Here is a 14,899-nt window from a genome sequence, read left to right on the forward strand (position 1 = left end):
CTCGGCCCTCAATGCCCATGGGGCGCCAGGCCCCGGCCGACGATGCTGGAATCCATGTAGGCCTCGCCGAAGCGCGATACGTCGGCGCCGGTATTGGGGTCCACGCCATCGCGCGCCATCCCGCCGAGGCAGGCCCGCATACCGATCTTTCGCCCCAGGACGGAAAACCGGATATCCTTGCAGTTCGGCCCGTCCGCGTCCGCCACCGGGGCGACGGGGGCTGCGGTGTACCGGGTGCGCCTGCCCTGAACCGTGATGTCCTCGGGCCGGGGGGCCGGCCGGTCGAGCGACGACAGAGGAATCAGGGTGGAAATGGTGCCCCGGTGCGGCGGCAGGCGTTTCACCTCGCGGGGGCTGGGGGGCCGGTCGGGCCCGGCCGACAGGTCGTAGGTGCCCACCTGCGCGAACGCCGGGGCAGGGGCCGCGTGTTGTCCGGCTATGTCGCGCGGGGCCGCACCGGTCCCGCGGGCTCCGGCCAGCCCCAGCATCACGGCGCATGCGGCCGGCAGGACGATTGGCCGGGACCGGTGCCGGCGGGCGAGTAAACACGCGAACAGGGGCATCTCCCGGGTCCTAGTGCCGACGGGCTTATTCTCCTCCCATACTCTCCACCGGCATGACCGGATGTCAAAGACCCCGGCTCTTGCCTCCGCTCACGATCGGGGTGCACCGCGCAGCAGGCCGATCACGCGCGGCTCGATATGCGGCCACATCAGCGCGAGCACCATCATGAGTGTCGCGAACCCCATGAGCGCGAGCGTCAGACGGGCCGGAATACGTCGGGTGGCGTAGCTTTGGCGGGCGATCCACAGCCAGCCCGCCGTCACGGCCAGCACGGAGAGGGGCGTCAGCCACCTGTAGGCCTGGGCGAACCACGAGAGCATGCCCCCGACCGCGCCGAGCATCACGGCCGGCAGTGCGAACGGCAGCACGCAACACACGCCGCAGGCCAGCGCCGCGGTCGAAGCGGTAACGGCGACTGTGCCGGCGGCACGATTGCCGGAGGCATGCATCCCGGCCGTCATGCCCCGCATCCCGCCCGGCAACCGCACGCCGCGACCGCGGCATCGGCGCTCCGTCGCGCGAACGGTTCGAACAGGGCCTCGGCCGCCGCGCGCGCGTCCTCGGGCGCTGTAATCGTCACGGTCACGGCGTCGGTCCGCTCGGTCACGTCGAACAGCAGGAACGCGCAGCAGCTCTGCTCGCCCGCCACCATCCGGCGCACGTCATCGCCCGTGGACGGATCGTAGGTGAGAGTCAGCCGGAGGTCGTCCCGATGCGACGCCAGCAGCGCGCGGCGATTGAGATCGGCAATCCACGCCAGCCTTTCCTTGAGGCTTCCGGCATCCAGCGTGCAGGCGATGGGGGTGATATCGTCGGTATCGGGCATGCGTGTCTCCTGCCTCGCCGATCGCGATTGCCGGCGGCGGAGCGCATCCTTACAAGTTGAAGCCACTTGAGGTTCAAGCCCTTTTTCGCGAGGCCTGCATGTCCGGATACAAGATCGGGGAGCTTGCCGAGCGCACCCGCACGACTGCGTCGACCATTCGCTACTATGAGCAGATCGGACTGCTGCGGCGTCCCGATCGCCAGGAAGGCAACCAGAGGCGCTACGGCGAGGACGATGTCGCACGGCTGACCTTTATCCGCCGCGGTCGGGCGTTCGGGTTCTCGATCGAGCAGGTCCGCACGCTTGCCTCCCTGGTCCAGGACCGGTCGCGGTCCTGCATGGAAGCCCGCGACATTGCGCAGGCCCACCTTGCGGACGTGCGCGCCAAACTGCGTGAACTCAAGGCGCTGGAAAAAAGCATCGCCGTGTTCGTGGCCGCCTGCGATTCGGAGTGCGCGGGCGGCCCCGGCCCCGACTGCGTGATCCTTGACGACCTGTCCGTGAGCGGTCCCGCGGACAGGAGTGGCTGCTGCAAGGCCCCATCCGCGTGATGCCGCGCCCTGGCTTGCGCCTGGGGGGGAATTGGGGTGTGATCGGCGTCCTTTCTTCGGGGGCGCGCGGACCGGCGCGCCTCAACCGGCCAGGGATCACTGCATGAAATATTCTCGTCTCTGGCTGGTGGGCGGGGCGGCGGCCATCGTGGCGTTGACCGCCGGGTGCTATGGGCTGGTGCTGCAGCCGGAGAAGGCGACGCTGCCGGTCGCGGCCGGGACGGGGGCGCATCCCGTGCTGCCGCCGCCCAACAAGACGTTCATGCCGACGGTCAATATCGCGACCCCCATCGGCTGGAAGGGGGCCGAGGCCCCGCATGCCGCCGCCGGCCTGGCGGTCAGGGCGTATGCCACCGGCCTGGACCATCCGCGCTGGCTTTATAAACTGCCCAATGGCGACATCCTGGTCGCGGAATCGAATTCGCCGGGCACCGATATCCAGACCTTCAAGAACTGGGTGGCCGGACTGGTCATGGGGGCCGTGGGCGCGGGCGAGAAGAGCCCGAACCGCATCACCCTGCTGCGCGACACCGACGGCGACGGCGTCGCCGACCAGCGCACGGTCTTTCTCGATCATCTGTATTCGCCGTTCGGCATGGCGCTGATCGGCGATGCGCTGTATGTCGCGAACGCCAACGCGCTGATGCGCTTCCCCTACCATGAGGGGCAGACCCGCATCGACGATCCGGGAACCAGGCTGATCGACCTGCCGGCGGGCTACAACCATCACTGGACCAAGAACATCCTGGCCAGCCCCGACGGCGCCGCGCTGTACGTCACCATCGGGTCGAACAGCAACGTGGCTGACCTGGGCATGGCGGTCGAGGAAGGGCGCGCGCGGATCGACCGCTACGACATCGCCAGCGGGACGCTGCGCCCCTTCGCCACCGGCCTGCGCAACCCCAACGGCCTGGCATGGGAACCGCAGACCGGCGCGCTGTGGGCGGTGGTGAACGAACGCGACGAAATCGGCAGCGACCTGGTGCCCGACTACATCACGGCTGTGCGCGAGGGGGCGTTCTATGGCTGGCCCTACAGCTATTACGGGCAGCATGTCGATGTCCGCGTGCAACCGCCCCGCCCCGACCTGGTCGCGCAGGCGATCGCGCCCGATTACGCGCTGGGGCCGCACACGGCGTCGCTGGGCATTGCCTTTTCCCAGGCCAGCAGCCTGCCCGACGCCTGGCGGCACGGCCTGTTCGTCGCGCAGCACGGATCATGGAACCGCCGGCCCAAGAGCGGTTACCGCGTGATCTACGTGCCCTTCGCCGACGGCCGTCCCTCGGGTGTGCCGCAGGACGTGCTGACGGGCTTCCTGGCCGACGACCAGAACCATGTCCACGGCCGCCCCGTGGGGCTGGCCCTGGACGGCAAAGGCGCGCTGCTGGTCGCCGACGATGTGGGCGACGTCGTCTGGCGGGTGACCGGGGCGGCCGCGCCGTAGGCGGCCCCGGCGCCGCGCGCCGCGATAGCGGGAACGGATTTCTCCGTTCCCACCCCGGCGGTCTCAGAAGCGTGCGCGCAGCGTTCCGAAGAACTGGCGCGGCGCGCCCGCGAACATGGATTGACGGTCGCCTGCAATCGGGTTGGCGCCGATCGAGCTGATATATTCCTGATTGAACAGATTGTAGATGCCAAGCGAGAAATTCAGGTCCGCGACGTGCGGGACGTGCTTGAAATCGTACGATGCCGTCAGGTTCGCGTTCCAGTACGGATCGACCGACGTGTCGTTCATGTAGGACAGGTACCGCCGTCCCATGTAATATACGTTGAAGTTCAGCGTCGCGTTTCCATAGGTATAGGCCACGTTCGACTTGTACATGACAGATGGGTAATTGACCTCCATCTTGCCCTTCAGGTCGTAATAGGTGCCGGCGTTGTAGATTCCCTGGCCGTAGGTCGAATGGTTGTAGCTGATGCTGTTGAAGATCTCGAGGTGCGGCAGCGGCCGGACGGTGACCCCGGCATCGACGCCCCACATCGCCATCGACCCGACGTTGAGGAAGGTCTGGTTGGCATTGACCAGCGTGCCGCTGGTGATCGGCGCCAGGCGGTTCGAATAGTCCGAATGGTACAGGTTCAGCACGCCATCGACATATTTCGAGTTGTAGCGGTAGCCGATCAGGTAGTTCCAGGTGCTTTCGGGCTTCAGCGTCTTGCGCAGGTCCGAGAATATGGCCTGGTTGTCGACGCCCCAGGCGACGGGCGAATTCCATCCGCCATAGGAATAGGCGCGCATGTCGCGCGACACGTCGAAGAACAGTTCGTGATGCCGCAGGAACGTCCAGTTCAGGCTGACATGCGGCAGGAAGGCGCCGGCCGTCGTCAGGCTGCCGCTGGGCAGCGCGCTCTGGCCGGTATAGGTCTCGTTATTCTCGAATGCGCCGCCCGCCGTCGTGACCAGCAGCGACTTGAAGCCGGCATGCAGGCGCAGGTTGGGCAGGATGTGCCAGGCATCCTGCAGGTAATACTGGAAGGCGTTGGTGTTTATCTGCACGCCATAGCGCGTGGCGAACGAATTTTCGTAGGGGCCGGTGCCCTTGCGCGGCGTACCCTCGCCCAGCAGGGGCTGGCTGTACAGCCGTTGCGAATAGGTGAAGTCGTTGTTTTCGTACCAGACGCCGGATTCCAAGTCGTGATGGCCTAGCGTGTATTGCAGCGCCAGCGTGCCGCCGACGCGGCGGAACCACTGGTGATCGGCCTGCTGGATCATCGGCGCGCCGTTGGGTGACGACACGTACGGATTGGTGAATTCGTAATCTCCGCCCGAGACCTGCGCATACAGGACGCTTTTGACCCGCAGCCGCGACGTCAGCTCGTAATTGCCGTTCAGCCCCGTCAGGTAGTTCCTCTGGTCCTGCGCGGCGTCGTAGTACGCGATGTCCGTGGGGCTGGACACCTGGTCCCAGCCGGCGGGGAAAATCCCCTGCGCGGCCAGGTAGGCCCCCTTGTAGTCGGGGTAGAAATAGTCCGTCCTGGACCCCAGCTTCTGTTTGATCTCCAGGCTGATATTTCCATAATTATACTGATTGAATTCTGAATAATCGAAAAAACCGGTCAGCCGCCCGCGTTCGCCCAGGGGCTGGACGAACTTGAAATTGGCCTGCTGTTCGTACTGGTTGCCATGGCCCTTCCATTTCTGCGCATCGGTACGCGCGTAGGACGCCATGAATTTCGTGCCGGTCCGGTTCAGCACACCGCTGTGGAACCGCCCGAACGTGCGATAGGTGCTGTTGCTGCCGAAGGTCTGCGAGATATCGGCGCCCAGCGTGTCCCGTGGGTCCAGGGTGTAATATTGCAGGGCGCCGCCCAGGTTCGCGGTCGATGCGACATCCAGCGCGCCGCCGCCCTGCGACATGTCGATGCGCGCGATATTGTCGGGGGTGACGGCCTCGTTGATATCCAGGCCGTTGGTGTTGATGAACCCCTGGTCGCCCAGGGGAATACCGTCCAGCGTGACGCCCAGCTGGCTCTGATTATAGCCGCGGATATACAAGGAATTGGCATAGGTATCGAGGCCCAGCGCATCCGCCGTGGCGAAGCTGACACCCGGCGTCGTCGCCCCCAGCACCTGAAGCGGGCTGGTCCCGGCCACGAAGCGGTTGAGGGTCTTGCGTGTGATGGTCTGTTCCATGCCATGGGACGTCTCGTGCGATCCCACGACCGAAAACGCCTCGGCCGTGCGGGACTCGACGGCCGGCGCGCGATGGGCGGCGGGTTTGGCCGTGCGCCGCGCAGGCCCGTGGGTGCCATGGGCCGCTGACGGCTGGGCCTTGGGCGTGCCGCCGGCCTGAGCGGCCTGGGCCGCCTGCGCGCGGGCATCGTGGCTTGCCAGCGGCGCCAGCACGGTTGCCCCCAACGCGCCCAGGGCCGTTGCCAGCGTCAGCCGGCGACGGCGACCGACGGGACGCATATCCCCCCATGTCCGGACGGCCGGGGCGGTATTCGAACGACATTCATCACATTTTTGCATATCTGACCCTCAAAATCTGAGGGCGAAACATACCGAATGCGTTATGACCGGTGCGTTCGTTCTTCACCAAAAATGAAGGGGAACGGCATCAGCACGGAGACAGAAATGAACGATCCTTTCATTTTTCCCTGTATCACCGAAAAGTGACACAGTTTGACATAGATGCGGTCGACCGGCGAATCCTGCGGGTTCTCAGCGTCGACGGGCGCATATCGATCACCGACCTGGCGCGTCAGGCGGCCACCAGCACCGCCACCTGTTTCCGGCGCGTGCAGCGCCTGACCGAGGACGGCGTCATTACCGGATTCCGGGCCGATATCGCCCCGGCATCGGTCGGGCGCAGCGCGGTCATCGTCATGGGTGTCTGTCTGGACCGGCTGAACAAGCAGGCCTTCGCGGAATTCGAGGCCGCGATCCGCGACCATCCGCTGGTCGTGTCGTGCTATCTCGTCTCCGGCGAGTTCGATTACCTGGTCATGATCAGGGCGGCGTCGATCGACGAATTCAATGCGATCTATGGCGACTGGCTGGTGTCGCTGCCGGGAATTCGCCTGACCAGGACGTTCTTCTCGATGAAGGAGGTCGTCCAGCGGACGTATCTGCATTTCTGACAGGTTCGGCGTCCTGCCTTGCGGGCGCCGGCATAAGCGGCCCCGGGACGAGACCAGCGGGGGCATGGGAAACTTCGCCGTTACAAAGCCGTTACATGCCGCGCGTAACGGTGCGTGGTCGTTTCGTTCCATGGCCGAGGCAAGGATGCGACCATGGCGAAGCGCGTGTTTCATACCCTGGACGGATTGCGCGGCCTGGCCGCGGCGGGGGTCGTTCTGGGCCATATCAACATGATATTTCCCACGGCCTGGTACGTGACGGGCGGCTATCTGGCGGTCGACCTGTTCTTCGCCCTCAGCGGCTTCGTCCTGGCCGAGGCCTATTCGGCCCGGCTGGATGCCGGGTTGCCGTTTGCCGCGTTCATGCGCAAACGCATCGTGCGCCTGTGGCCGCTCTACGCGCTGGGGCTGTCGATCGGCACGGTGGCGACGGCGTTGCAGGTCGCCCTGCATCTGAAGCCGCTGTCCGTGCTGGCGTCGCTGCCCGCGGCGGTGTTCTACATTCCGTGGGTCGGCCCGCACGGCGAACTCTATGCCCTCAACTTCCCGGCCTGGTCGCTCTTCTATGAACTGGTGGCCAATATGGTCATGGCCGCCGCGTGGCCATGGCTGACGACCCGCAGGCTGATGGCGGTGGTGGGCCTCTTCGTGCCGGGCCTCATCGTTTCGGCCTTTAGCTGGGGGACGCTGAATGTCGGCATGTTCTGGTCCGGGGCGCCGGTCGCGGTGTGCCGGGTCGGTTTCTCGTTCTTTCTGGGGATCCTGTTGTGGCGCGTCCGGCGCGAAAGCCCGGTGCTCAACGCCTGGGTTCCGATGGGCCTGCTGGCGTTCGTCATGGTGTTCGACACCCCCGCGATCCCGCGCCCGGTGATCGACCTGGTGGCGGTGTTCGCGATCTTCCCGGTCATCGTCTGGCTGGGGGCATCGTCGCAGCCGAAGGGCCGCAGCCTGGTCGTCTTCCAGGCCGCGGGGGGTGCATCCTATGCGCTGTATGCCACCCACGCCCCGTTGGTCTGGTGCATCGGCGGGGTGCTGGGCAAGGGGTTGCACATTCCCCTCGCCACCGTTCCGGCCTGGATCGCGCCGGTGATGCTGGTCGGGCTGTACGCGCTCGCCTGGTTACTGGACGGTCTGGACATGGCCGCCCGCGCCCGCTTCGATCGCGCCATCGACTGGATGAGCCGGCGCGCGGTCAGGACGGCGCCGCTGGCCTGACCGCGCGCCGGGCCCCTCACGAGCGGAACGCCCAGCGGACGGTTTCGGCGAGCCCGAAGGTGGTGGCGTGCACAAGCGGCGTGGCGGGGCCGGGTGCCGCAAACCCATGCATTCGTCGCGCCCAGGGCGGAAGCAGGTCGATGCCGGCCTGCATCACCAGGCGATGGGCGTGCCTGCCGCCGGGGAACGCCGCCGGGCGCGTCAGCAGGATGTCGCATATCTCGCGGGTGCGTTCGCTGACGGCCAGCGCACCGCGCATCGTTTCCATCTGGCGGTATGCCGCATATTCGGTGTGTGGCACCGGCGCGGCCCCCAGCGCCTCCCCGATCCGCGCCATTTCGTCGAAATACTGGTTGCGCCGGTGTTCCGGCATCAGCGGTTCGGCGAAGCGTCTCCAGCCGGCAAGGAAGCTGGTCGTCTCGGTCAGATGAACCCAGGCCAGCAGCGACGGATCGTTCGCATGGTAGGGCGTGCCGTCGGGCAGCAGGCCGTTGACCCCGTCGTGGATCCGGCGGACCCGTGCGATGGCGGCCATGGCGTCGTCGCGGTGACCGTAGGTGGTCTGCGCGATGAAGCGCGCCGTGCGCCGTAGCCGCCCGTGCATGTCGTCGCGGAAGCGGGAATGGTCCCAGACGCCGGCCAGGACCGAAGGATGCAGCATCTGCAGCAGCAGGGCCGCGATCCCGCCGGCCAGCATGGCGACGACGTCGCCGTGCACCTGGCGGACCACGCTGTCCGGCGCGAACAGCCCGTCGGCCTGGCGGACGACCGGCGCCTCGCCCCGCGCCCGATCGTTGAAGACGTCTGTCACGCGCGCGGCGAGCCGGCGCTTCAGCCAGGCGCTGCCCGGCGGTGCCGGCAGGCGGGGAAAGAGATGGGGCAGAGCCATGGCGCCTCCCGTCAGCGGTCACGGATGGACCGGGACGAGCATAACACGGCCGAGGCGCGCGGGATCCCTCCGTTCGGCGATCAGCCGATCGCCATCAGCGATGCATTGCCCCCCGCGGCGGTGGTGTTGGTGCTGACCAGCCGTTCTTCCAGCAGCCATTCCGGCAGGGGGCCGGTCGCGGTCAGGACATGCACCGGCACCACCGGCCCGTCGCCTTCGCCCAGCGCCGCCAGCACGGCGTCCAGGTCGGGGGCGTCGCCTTCGGCCAGCAGCACTGCCGGGCGGGCCGCCGCGGCCTGGGCCAGGTCGGCCACGCGGCAGACCCGCGCGCGCAGGGCGGGGGGCAGGTCGGCGACCCAGCCCGCCGTCGCATCGTCGGCCAGCAACGCCACCTCGTTGCCCGCCGCCAGCGCCATGCCGGTGGCCCGCCGCGCCCCGGCCTCGGTTCGTGCCACGCACAGCACCGTGCCGCGCGGGGCCAGCGACCAGATATTGGTCTCGCCCACCGGCCCCGGCATTGCGACGGACAGCCCGTGCAGGGCCGGGCCGGTCACGCCGTCGGGCAGGCCGCTGCCCGCCGACCAGGCCTGCCATTCCCGCGCGGCATCGGGCAGCGCGGCACGCGCGCGCGCGCCGTCGGCCGGGGTAGGCGGCACGAAGGCGGGGCAGGCCGCCAGCAGCCGCCGCAGGGTCAGCGGACCGCCGGCCTTCGGCCCGGTGCCCGACAGGCCGCGCCCGCCAAAGGGCTGCACGCCCACCACCGCGCCGATGGTGTTGCGGTTGACGTACAGATTGCCCGCGTCGATCCGGCCGGTCACATGGTCCACCGTTTCGGCGATGCGGGTGTGCAGGCCGAAGGTCAGGCCGTATCCGGTGGCGTCGATCGCGTCGATCAGCGCGTCCAGATCCGGCCGCCGCCAGCGCAGCACATGCAGCACGGGGCCGAACACCTCGCGCCCGATTTCGGCGATGCTGTCGATCTCGATCAGGGTGGGCGGCAGGAAATGGCCGCCGGGCACCGCGTGCGGCGTGGCCGGCGCCCACATCCGGGCGCCGTTCGCGCGCATCCGCGCGATGTGGGCGGCGATGCCGTCGCGGGCTTCGGCGGTGATGACCGGGCCGATGTCGGTGCGGAGTTGCGCCGGGTCGCCGACCCGCAGTTCGGCCATCGCGCCGCGCAGCATCGCCAGCACATGGTCGGCGCAATCGTCCTGCACGCACAGGATGCGCAGCGCCGAACAGCGCTGCCCCGCGCTGTCGAAGGCCGAGGCGATGACATCGGCCACCACCTGTTCCGCCAGCGCCGAGGAATCGACGATCATCGCGTTCTGCCCGCCGGTTTCCGCAACCAGCGGCACCGGCTGCCCGCCCGCGCCGATGCGCCCGGCAAGCTGCCGCGCGATCAGGCGCGCTACCTCGGTCGATCCGGTGAACATGACCGCGCCGATGCGCCGGTCGGCCACCAGGGCCGCCCCCACATCGCCCGCGCCGGGCAGGAATTGCAGCGCGCCCAGCGGCACCCCGGCCTCGTGCAAAATGCGCACCGCGCAGGTGGCGATCAGCGGCGTTTCCTCGGCGGGCTTGGCCAGCACCACATTGCCGGCGGCCAGGGCCGCCGACACCTGGCCCAGGAAGATCGCCAGCGGGAAGTTCCAGGGGCTGATGCACACCACCGGCCCCAGGGGAACGTGCGTGGCATTGTCGAAATCGCGGCGGATGGTGGCGGCGTAATAGCGCAGGAAATCGACCGCCTCGCGGATTTCGGCCACCGCGTTGGGGTAGGATTTTCCGGCCTCGCGCACGATCAGCCCGATCAGTTCCGCCTGCCGCGCCTCCAGCAGCGCGGCCGCGCGGTCCAGGCAGGCGGCGCGGTCGGCGGGCGGGCGGGCGGACCAGGCGGGCAGGGCATCGGCCGCCAGGCCCACGGCGCGCGCGGCGTCGTCCGGGGTGGCGAAGCGCGCGATGCCGGGCCGGTCGTCGGGGCGCGCGGGGTTGGGCACGTCGCGCATCGGGGCGTCCGACGGCGTGCCGTCGGCCAGCATCGGCGCGGCCTGCCAGGTGCCGGGGCCGTCGTCCATGCCCTGGGCCAGGGCGTGCAGGCTGGGCTCGTCGGCCAGGTCCAGACCGGCGGAATTGCGCCGTTCGCTTCCGAACAGCGCGCCGGGCAGGGCGATGGCGGGATGCGGCGCGCCCAGCGTCACATCCTCGGCGGCGGCAAGGGCCCGCGCCGTCTGCACCGGGTCGGCGACTAGTGTCCCGACGGGCACGGACTCGTCGCCGATCTGGTTGACGAAGGATGAATTGGCGCCGTTTTCCAGCAGGCGCCGCACCAGATAGGCCAGCAGCGTCTCGTGCGAGCCCACGGGGGCATAGATCCGGCAGGGCCGGTCCATGTTGCGCGGGCCGACCACCGCGTCGTACAGCCCCTCGCCCATGCCGTGCAGGCACTGGAATTCATATTGCCCGTGGGTGAAGTCCGGGCCGGCCAGCGCGTGGATGCTGGCCAGGGTGCGGGCATTGTGGGTGGCGAACTGCGGGAACACCGCATCGGGCGCACCCAGCAGCAGGCGCGCGCAGGCGACGTAGCTGATGTCGGTGTGGCATTTGCGGGTGAAGACGGGGAAGTCTTCCATGCCGTCGACCTGCGCCTTCTTGATCTCGCTGTCCCAGTAGGCCCCCTTGACCAGCCGCACCATGATGCGATGGCCGCTGCGCCGGCCCAGGTCGATGATCCAGTCCAGCACGGCGGGCGCGCGTTTTCCGTACGCCTGCACGACGAAGCCGATGCCGTTCCACCCGGCCAGGTCGGGGCGCAGGCACAGCCCTTCCAGCAGGTCCAGCGACAGGTCCAGCCGCTCGCTTTCCTCGGCGTCGATGTTCAGGCCGATGTCGTACCGCCGCGCCAGCCGTGCCAGGCGCACCAGCAGCGGCAGCAGTTCCTCGATCACCCGTTCGCGCTGGGCGCGGGCGTAGCGCGGATGCAGGGCCGACAGCTTGATCGACAGGCCGTTGCGGTCATAGACGTCGCGCCCGTCCCGCGCGGCCTGGCCGATGGCGTGCAGCGCGGTCTCGTAATCGCGGAAATAGCGCACGGCGTCGGCCTCGGTCAGCGCGGCCTCGCCCAGCATGTCGAAGGAATAGCGGAAGCCCCTGTCGTGGCGGGCGCGGCTGGCCTGCAGCGCAGTTTCGATGGTCTCGCCGCAGACGAACTGCTCGCCCATCATGCGCATGGCGACGTCCACCGCCCGCCGGATCAGCGGTTCGCCCCCGCGCGCCACCAGCCGCAGCAGCGCCCCGCCCAGCCCGTGCTGGCGTTCCGGCCCGACCAGCCGGCCGGTGACGACCAGCCCCCAGGCGGCGGCGTTGACGAACAGGGGCCGCCCCCGGCCGACATGCGCCAGCCAGTCGCCGGTGCCGATGCGGTCGCGGATCAGCGCGTCGCGCGTCGCCATGTCGGGGATGCGCAGCAGCGCCTCGGCCAGGCACATCAGCGCCACGCCCTCGCGCGACGACAGGGAAAATTCCTGCACCAGCGCCTCGACCCCGCCCGGGCGCCGCCCGGTGCGCAGCGTCCGGGTCAGCCGGCGGGCGGTGGCGTCGGCCTGGGCCTCCTGCGCCGGCGACAGGGTGGCGTCGTCGATCAGGGCCGCGACGCAGGCGGGCTCGGCCCGGCGCAGGGCGGCGGCGATGCGCGCGCGCCAGCCGTCGCGCGCGGGCAGGGCGACGGCCAGGGCGGATGTGGGAATGGCGGCGGTCGGCGGGGTCGGGGAGGGGGTCATGGTCTTGGGTCCGCTGGCCATGGGTGGGACGGGGTCGCTTGGGGCGGGGCGCGGCCCCTTGCGGAGGGCGACGGCCTCTGGACCGATCCCCTATCATATCATATACGATTAACAAGAGCGTATATGATCCGGACCAACAGCGGATCGAGGGGGACAGCCATGCTGCCGGCGAGCATCTACACACACGCGGGCGCCGAACCGCGCGGCATCGCGTCCGAGGCCGTGGGCAACGCGCTGCGCGAGGCGATTCTGGACGGGCTGCTGGCCGAGGGGCAGGCGCTGCCGCAATCCGAACTGGCCAGCGGGTTCGGTGTCAGCACCATTCCGGTGCGCGAGGCGCTGAAGCAACTGGAGGCCGAGGGGCTGGTCGCGTTCCAGGCGAATCGCGGCGCGATGGTGACCGGCCTGTCCGAGGCCGACATCATCGAATTTTCCGAGATCCGCGCGATGCTGGAAGAACGTGCCGCCGCCCAGGCGGTCGCGCGCATGACGCGCCTGGATCTGGCCCGCATCGAGGACGCCTACGACGCCTTCGTCGCCGGCACCAGCGACGCCCCGGACGGCATGGCGCGCTCCGGTCCGCTGAACTGGGCCTTCCATGGCGCGATCTATGCGGCGGCGGGCCGCCCCCGCCTGCTGGAGATGATCGAGGCCCTGCATCGCCGCGTCGATCGCTATATTCGCGGCCATCTGGAAATCGCCGGCCGCAAGCATGTGACGGACGCCGAACATCTGGCCCTGCTGGACGCCTGCCGCCGCCGTGACGCCGACGCCGTCGCCCGCCTGACCCGCCAGCACATCCTGGATGCCGCCACGATTTCGGTGGACGTGCTGCACCGCCATCGCGCGGCGGTGGGCTAACACCTCCCGACCCTTTCGGAACGCGGGGCCGGGCCCCCCGCGCCCCTGTCCGGGGGCTACGGACGTGCCTGGGCCGCCGTGTCTTCCAGCGTGTCGCAGGGCGGTTCGTCCGGCGGCGTGCCGTCCGTGACCAGCGGGTAGATCCGCTTGCGGGCCATGTCCGCGCGCAGCATGGCGAAGGCGAAGGGCTGGTCGGTGCGGATGCACAGGGCCTTGCGTTCCCCGGTCACGTCCAGCGCCTCGCAGCCCGGCAGGTCCAGCCCCGCGACCAGCGCCGCGTCGCCATACAGGATCCGCCCGCCACGCATCACCAGGTCGACCGTCGCCGGACGGCTGCGCACCACGGCGTCGAACGGGTCGTTCCCCGCCGGCCCCGCCGGACGGAACAGCACCAGATCCGCGACACGTCCCGGTGCGATCGCGCCCAGCATCGTTTCGGCATGAACCGCCCGCGCGCCGTCGGTGGTGGCCATGCGCCACAGGTCGCGCGCGCTCAGCGCCCCGTCCAGGTGCTTTCGGTCGTACCGTGTGGCGCAGGCGAATTCGCGGCTCATGTTCATCGATCCGGACGGCAGCCAGTCGGTGCCCAGCGCCACCGGGATGCCCAGCCGCCGCGCCGTCACGACATCCAGGGTCCGGCCGTAGAGTGCGAGGTTGCTGCGCGGCGACCAGACGATGGCCCCGGCCTGCCGGCGTAACGTCTCCAGGTCCGCCGTCGTCAGCCCGACGCCGTGCAGGATCGTCATGTGCGGCTGCATCAGGTCCTGGCTGATCCCGCCGCCGCCGGGCTGCGGCACGCGGTCATAGGTCGTGGAACTCAGGCACCGGAACTCGTTGCGCGCGGCGTCGCCGGTTCCCTCGGCGACATGGGCCAGGAAGGCCGCGCCCGATGCCACCTCCGCCGGGTCGGCGGGGTGGGGGCCGTAATTGCAATCCCGGGTGCGCATGATCCCGGATGCGTCGTCCAGCGGGAAGATGCGGTAGGTCACCGGCCGCATCGACAGCCCGTCCAGGCCGGTACCGAAATCCATGTTGCGCACCAGCCCGGGCGCCATGTCGCCGCCGACCATGGCGGTGATTCCGCTGATCAGGAAACGCAGTTCCCCCCAGGCGATGACCTCCGGGTCGTGATCGGGCGGGGCGTCGCGCATCGCGTGTCCGTCCAGCCCCATGCGCCATTCGTGGCGGTGGACGAAGCGTTCCCCATTGTCCGGCCGGGGGGCGTCGCCGGTATAGGCGATATGGTCATGCGGGTTGATCAGCCCCGGCGACAGGCTGTCCGCCGGGCAGCGGATCACGCGCGGATGGGCCATCACAGGGCAGGTCGCGCCCACGCATGCGATCATGCCCCGTGCATCCACGACCACCCGCCCTGGGCGCGGATCGGCAGTGTCGGTCAGGATGACGGCCTCGATCACGGTTTCCGGGCCACCGGCCGTCACCATGCAGCCTGCCGCACGGGCGCCCCCACCCGAGACCGCCATCAGGGCCAGAAGCCCCAGCAGACCGCTCATCCGTCCGATCCCGTTCACCCTGTCCGCTTCCTCTGACTGCCCGCGCCATGCGCCCGCGTCCTTCCTAGCCGCCCCGGATGCGTTCCAGAAGCCCCGCCCCCGGCGGCGGCGCGGCG

12 protein-coding genes are annotated in these 14,899 nt (G+C 69.2%); 5 read left to right on the forward strand and 7 right to left on the reverse strand.

The window, feature by feature from the left end:
* Positions 1 to 8 precede the first annotated feature (8 nt).
* The 3 genes from HLH34_RS10820 to HLH34_RS10830 form a co-directional block, all read right to left on the reverse strand.
* Complete coding sequence (locus tag HLH34_RS10820; RefSeq protein ID WP_183119574.1) at positions 9 to 563, reverse strand: hypothetical protein; 555 nt, start codon at positions 561 to 563, stop codon at positions 9 to 11.
* A gap of 90 nt (positions 564 to 653) precedes the next feature.
* Positions 654 to 1,025 carry a hypothetical protein gene (locus HLH34_RS10825; RefSeq protein WP_240161368.1) on the reverse strand — a complete coding sequence of 124 codons (372 nt, stop codon included), beginning with the start codon at positions 1,023 to 1,025 and terminating at the stop codon, positions 654 to 656.
* Entirely contained in the window at positions 1,022 to 1,390 is a 369-nt protein-coding gene (locus HLH34_RS10830) for a hypothetical protein (RefSeq protein WP_183119575.1), read from the reverse strand. Before HLH34_RS10830 ends, HLH34_RS10825 begins: the two co-directional genes overlap by 4 nt.
* A 98-nt stretch (positions 1,391 to 1,488) precedes the next feature.
* Here HLH34_RS10830 and HLH34_RS10835 point away from each other — a divergent pair, with 98 nt between their 5' ends.
* Together HLH34_RS10835 and HLH34_RS10840 are read left to right on the forward strand one after the other, a co-directional pair.
* Positions 1,489 to 1,941, forward strand: coding sequence for a MerR family transcriptional regulator (locus tag HLH34_RS10835; RefSeq protein ID WP_183119576.1), 453 nt, complete (start codon positions 1,489 to 1,491; stop codon positions 1,939 to 1,941).
* A 103-nt stretch (positions 1,942 to 2,044) separates the two neighbouring features.
* Positions 2,045 to 3,385, forward strand: coding sequence for a PQQ-dependent sugar dehydrogenase (locus tag HLH34_RS10840; RefSeq protein WP_183119577.1), 1,341 nt, complete (start codon positions 2,045 to 2,047; stop codon positions 3,383 to 3,385).
* 63 nt (positions 3,386 to 3,448) lie between these two features.
* Here the strand turns inward: HLH34_RS10840 and HLH34_RS10845 are convergent, their stop codons facing one another.
* Entirely contained in the window at positions 3,449 to 5,854 is a 2,406-nt protein-coding gene (locus HLH34_RS10845; protein ID WP_244959843.1) for a TonB-dependent receptor, read from the reverse strand.
* A gap of 203 nt (positions 5,855 to 6,057) precedes the next feature.
* On the opposite strand from HLH34_RS10845, the gene HLH34_RS10850 reads away from it, so the two are divergent.
* Positions 6,058 to 6,525 carry an Lrp/AsnC family transcriptional regulator gene (locus HLH34_RS10850; protein WP_183119578.1) on the forward strand — a complete coding sequence of 156 codons (468 nt, stop codon included), beginning with the start codon at positions 6,058 to 6,060 and terminating at the stop codon, positions 6,523 to 6,525.
* Positions 6,526 to 6,678: 153 nt separating this feature from the next.
* On the forward strand, positions 6,679 to 7,740 hold the full coding sequence (locus tag HLH34_RS10855) for an acyltransferase family protein (RefSeq protein WP_183119579.1): 1,062 nt from the start codon (positions 6,679 to 6,681) through the stop codon (positions 7,738 to 7,740).
* Positions 7,741 to 7,756: 16 nt separating this feature from the next.
* On the opposite strand, the gene HLH34_RS10860 is transcribed toward HLH34_RS10855, so the two are convergent.
* On the reverse strand, positions 7,757 to 8,629 hold the full coding sequence (locus tag HLH34_RS10860) for an oxygenase MpaB family protein (RefSeq protein ID WP_183119580.1): 873 nt from the start codon (positions 8,627 to 8,629) through the stop codon (positions 7,757 to 7,759).
* An 80-nt stretch (positions 8,630 to 8,709) separates the two neighbouring features.
* A complete protein-coding gene (putA, locus tag HLH34_RS10865; RefSeq protein ID WP_183119581.1) occupies positions 8,710 to 12,408 on the reverse strand; it encodes a bifunctional proline dehydrogenase/L-glutamate gamma-semialdehyde dehydrogenase PutA in 3,699 nt (1,232 codons plus the stop codon).
* A gap of 159 nt (positions 12,409 to 12,567) precedes the next feature.
* On the opposite strand from putA, the gene HLH34_RS10870 reads away from it, so the two are divergent.
* Entirely contained in the window at positions 12,568 to 13,269 is a 702-nt protein-coding gene (locus HLH34_RS10870; RefSeq protein ID WP_183119582.1) for a GntR family transcriptional regulator, read from the forward strand.
* Between the two features lie 56 nt (positions 13,270 to 13,325).
* Here the strand turns inward: HLH34_RS10870 and HLH34_RS10875 are convergent, their stop codons facing one another.
* On the reverse strand, positions 13,326 to 14,783 hold the full coding sequence (locus tag HLH34_RS10875) for an amidohydrolase family protein (protein WP_183119583.1): 1,458 nt from the start codon (positions 14,781 to 14,783) through the stop codon (positions 13,326 to 13,328).
* Between the last annotated feature and the right edge of the window lie 116 nt (positions 14,784 to 14,899).

The sequence above is a fragment of the Gluconacetobacter azotocaptans genome, from assembly GCF_014174355.1.
Lineage (GTDB): Bacteria > Pseudomonadota > Alphaproteobacteria > Acetobacterales > Acetobacteraceae > Gluconacetobacter > Gluconacetobacter azotocaptans.

Coding starts and splice junctions, on each gene's coding strand:
- HLH34_RS10830 (WP_183119575.1), bottom strand. CDS start 1,390: ATGCCCGATACCGACGATATCACCCCCATCGCCTGCACGCTGGATGCC.
- HLH34_RS10835 (WP_183119576.1), top strand. CDS start 1,489: ATGTCCGGATACAAGATCGGGGAGCTTGCCGAGCGCACCCGCACGACT.
- HLH34_RS10855 (WP_183119579.1), top strand. CDS start 6,679: ATGGCGAAGCGCGTGTTTCATACCCTGGACGGATTGCGCGGCCTGGCC.
- HLH34_RS10870 (WP_183119582.1), top strand. CDS start 12,568: ATGCTGCCGGCGAGCATCTACACACACGCGGGCGCCGAACCGCGCGGC.
- putA (WP_183119581.1), bottom strand. CDS start 12,408: ATGACCCCCTCCCCGACCCCGCCGACCGCCGCCATTCCCACATCCGCC.
- HLH34_RS10845 (WP_244959843.1), bottom strand. CDS start 5,854: ATGCGTCCCGTCGGTCGCCGTCGCCGGCTGACGCTGGCAACGGCCCTG.
- HLH34_RS10875 (WP_183119583.1), bottom strand. CDS start 14,783: ATGAGCGGTCTGCTGGGGCTTCTGGCCCTGATGGCGGTCTCGGGTGGG.
- HLH34_RS10860 (WP_183119580.1), bottom strand. CDS start 8,629: ATGGCTCTGCCCCATCTCTTTCCCCGCCTGCCGGCACCGCCGGGCAGC.
- HLH34_RS10820 (WP_183119574.1), bottom strand. CDS start 563: ATGCCCCTGTTCGCGTGTTTACTCGCCCGCCGGCACCGGTCCCGGCCA.
- HLH34_RS10825 (WP_240161368.1), bottom strand. CDS start 1,025: ATGACGGCCGGGATGCATGCCTCCGGCAATCGTGCCGCCGGCACAGTC.
- HLH34_RS10840 (WP_183119577.1), top strand. CDS start 2,045: ATGAAATATTCTCGTCTCTGGCTGGTGGGCGGGGCGGCGGCCATCGTG.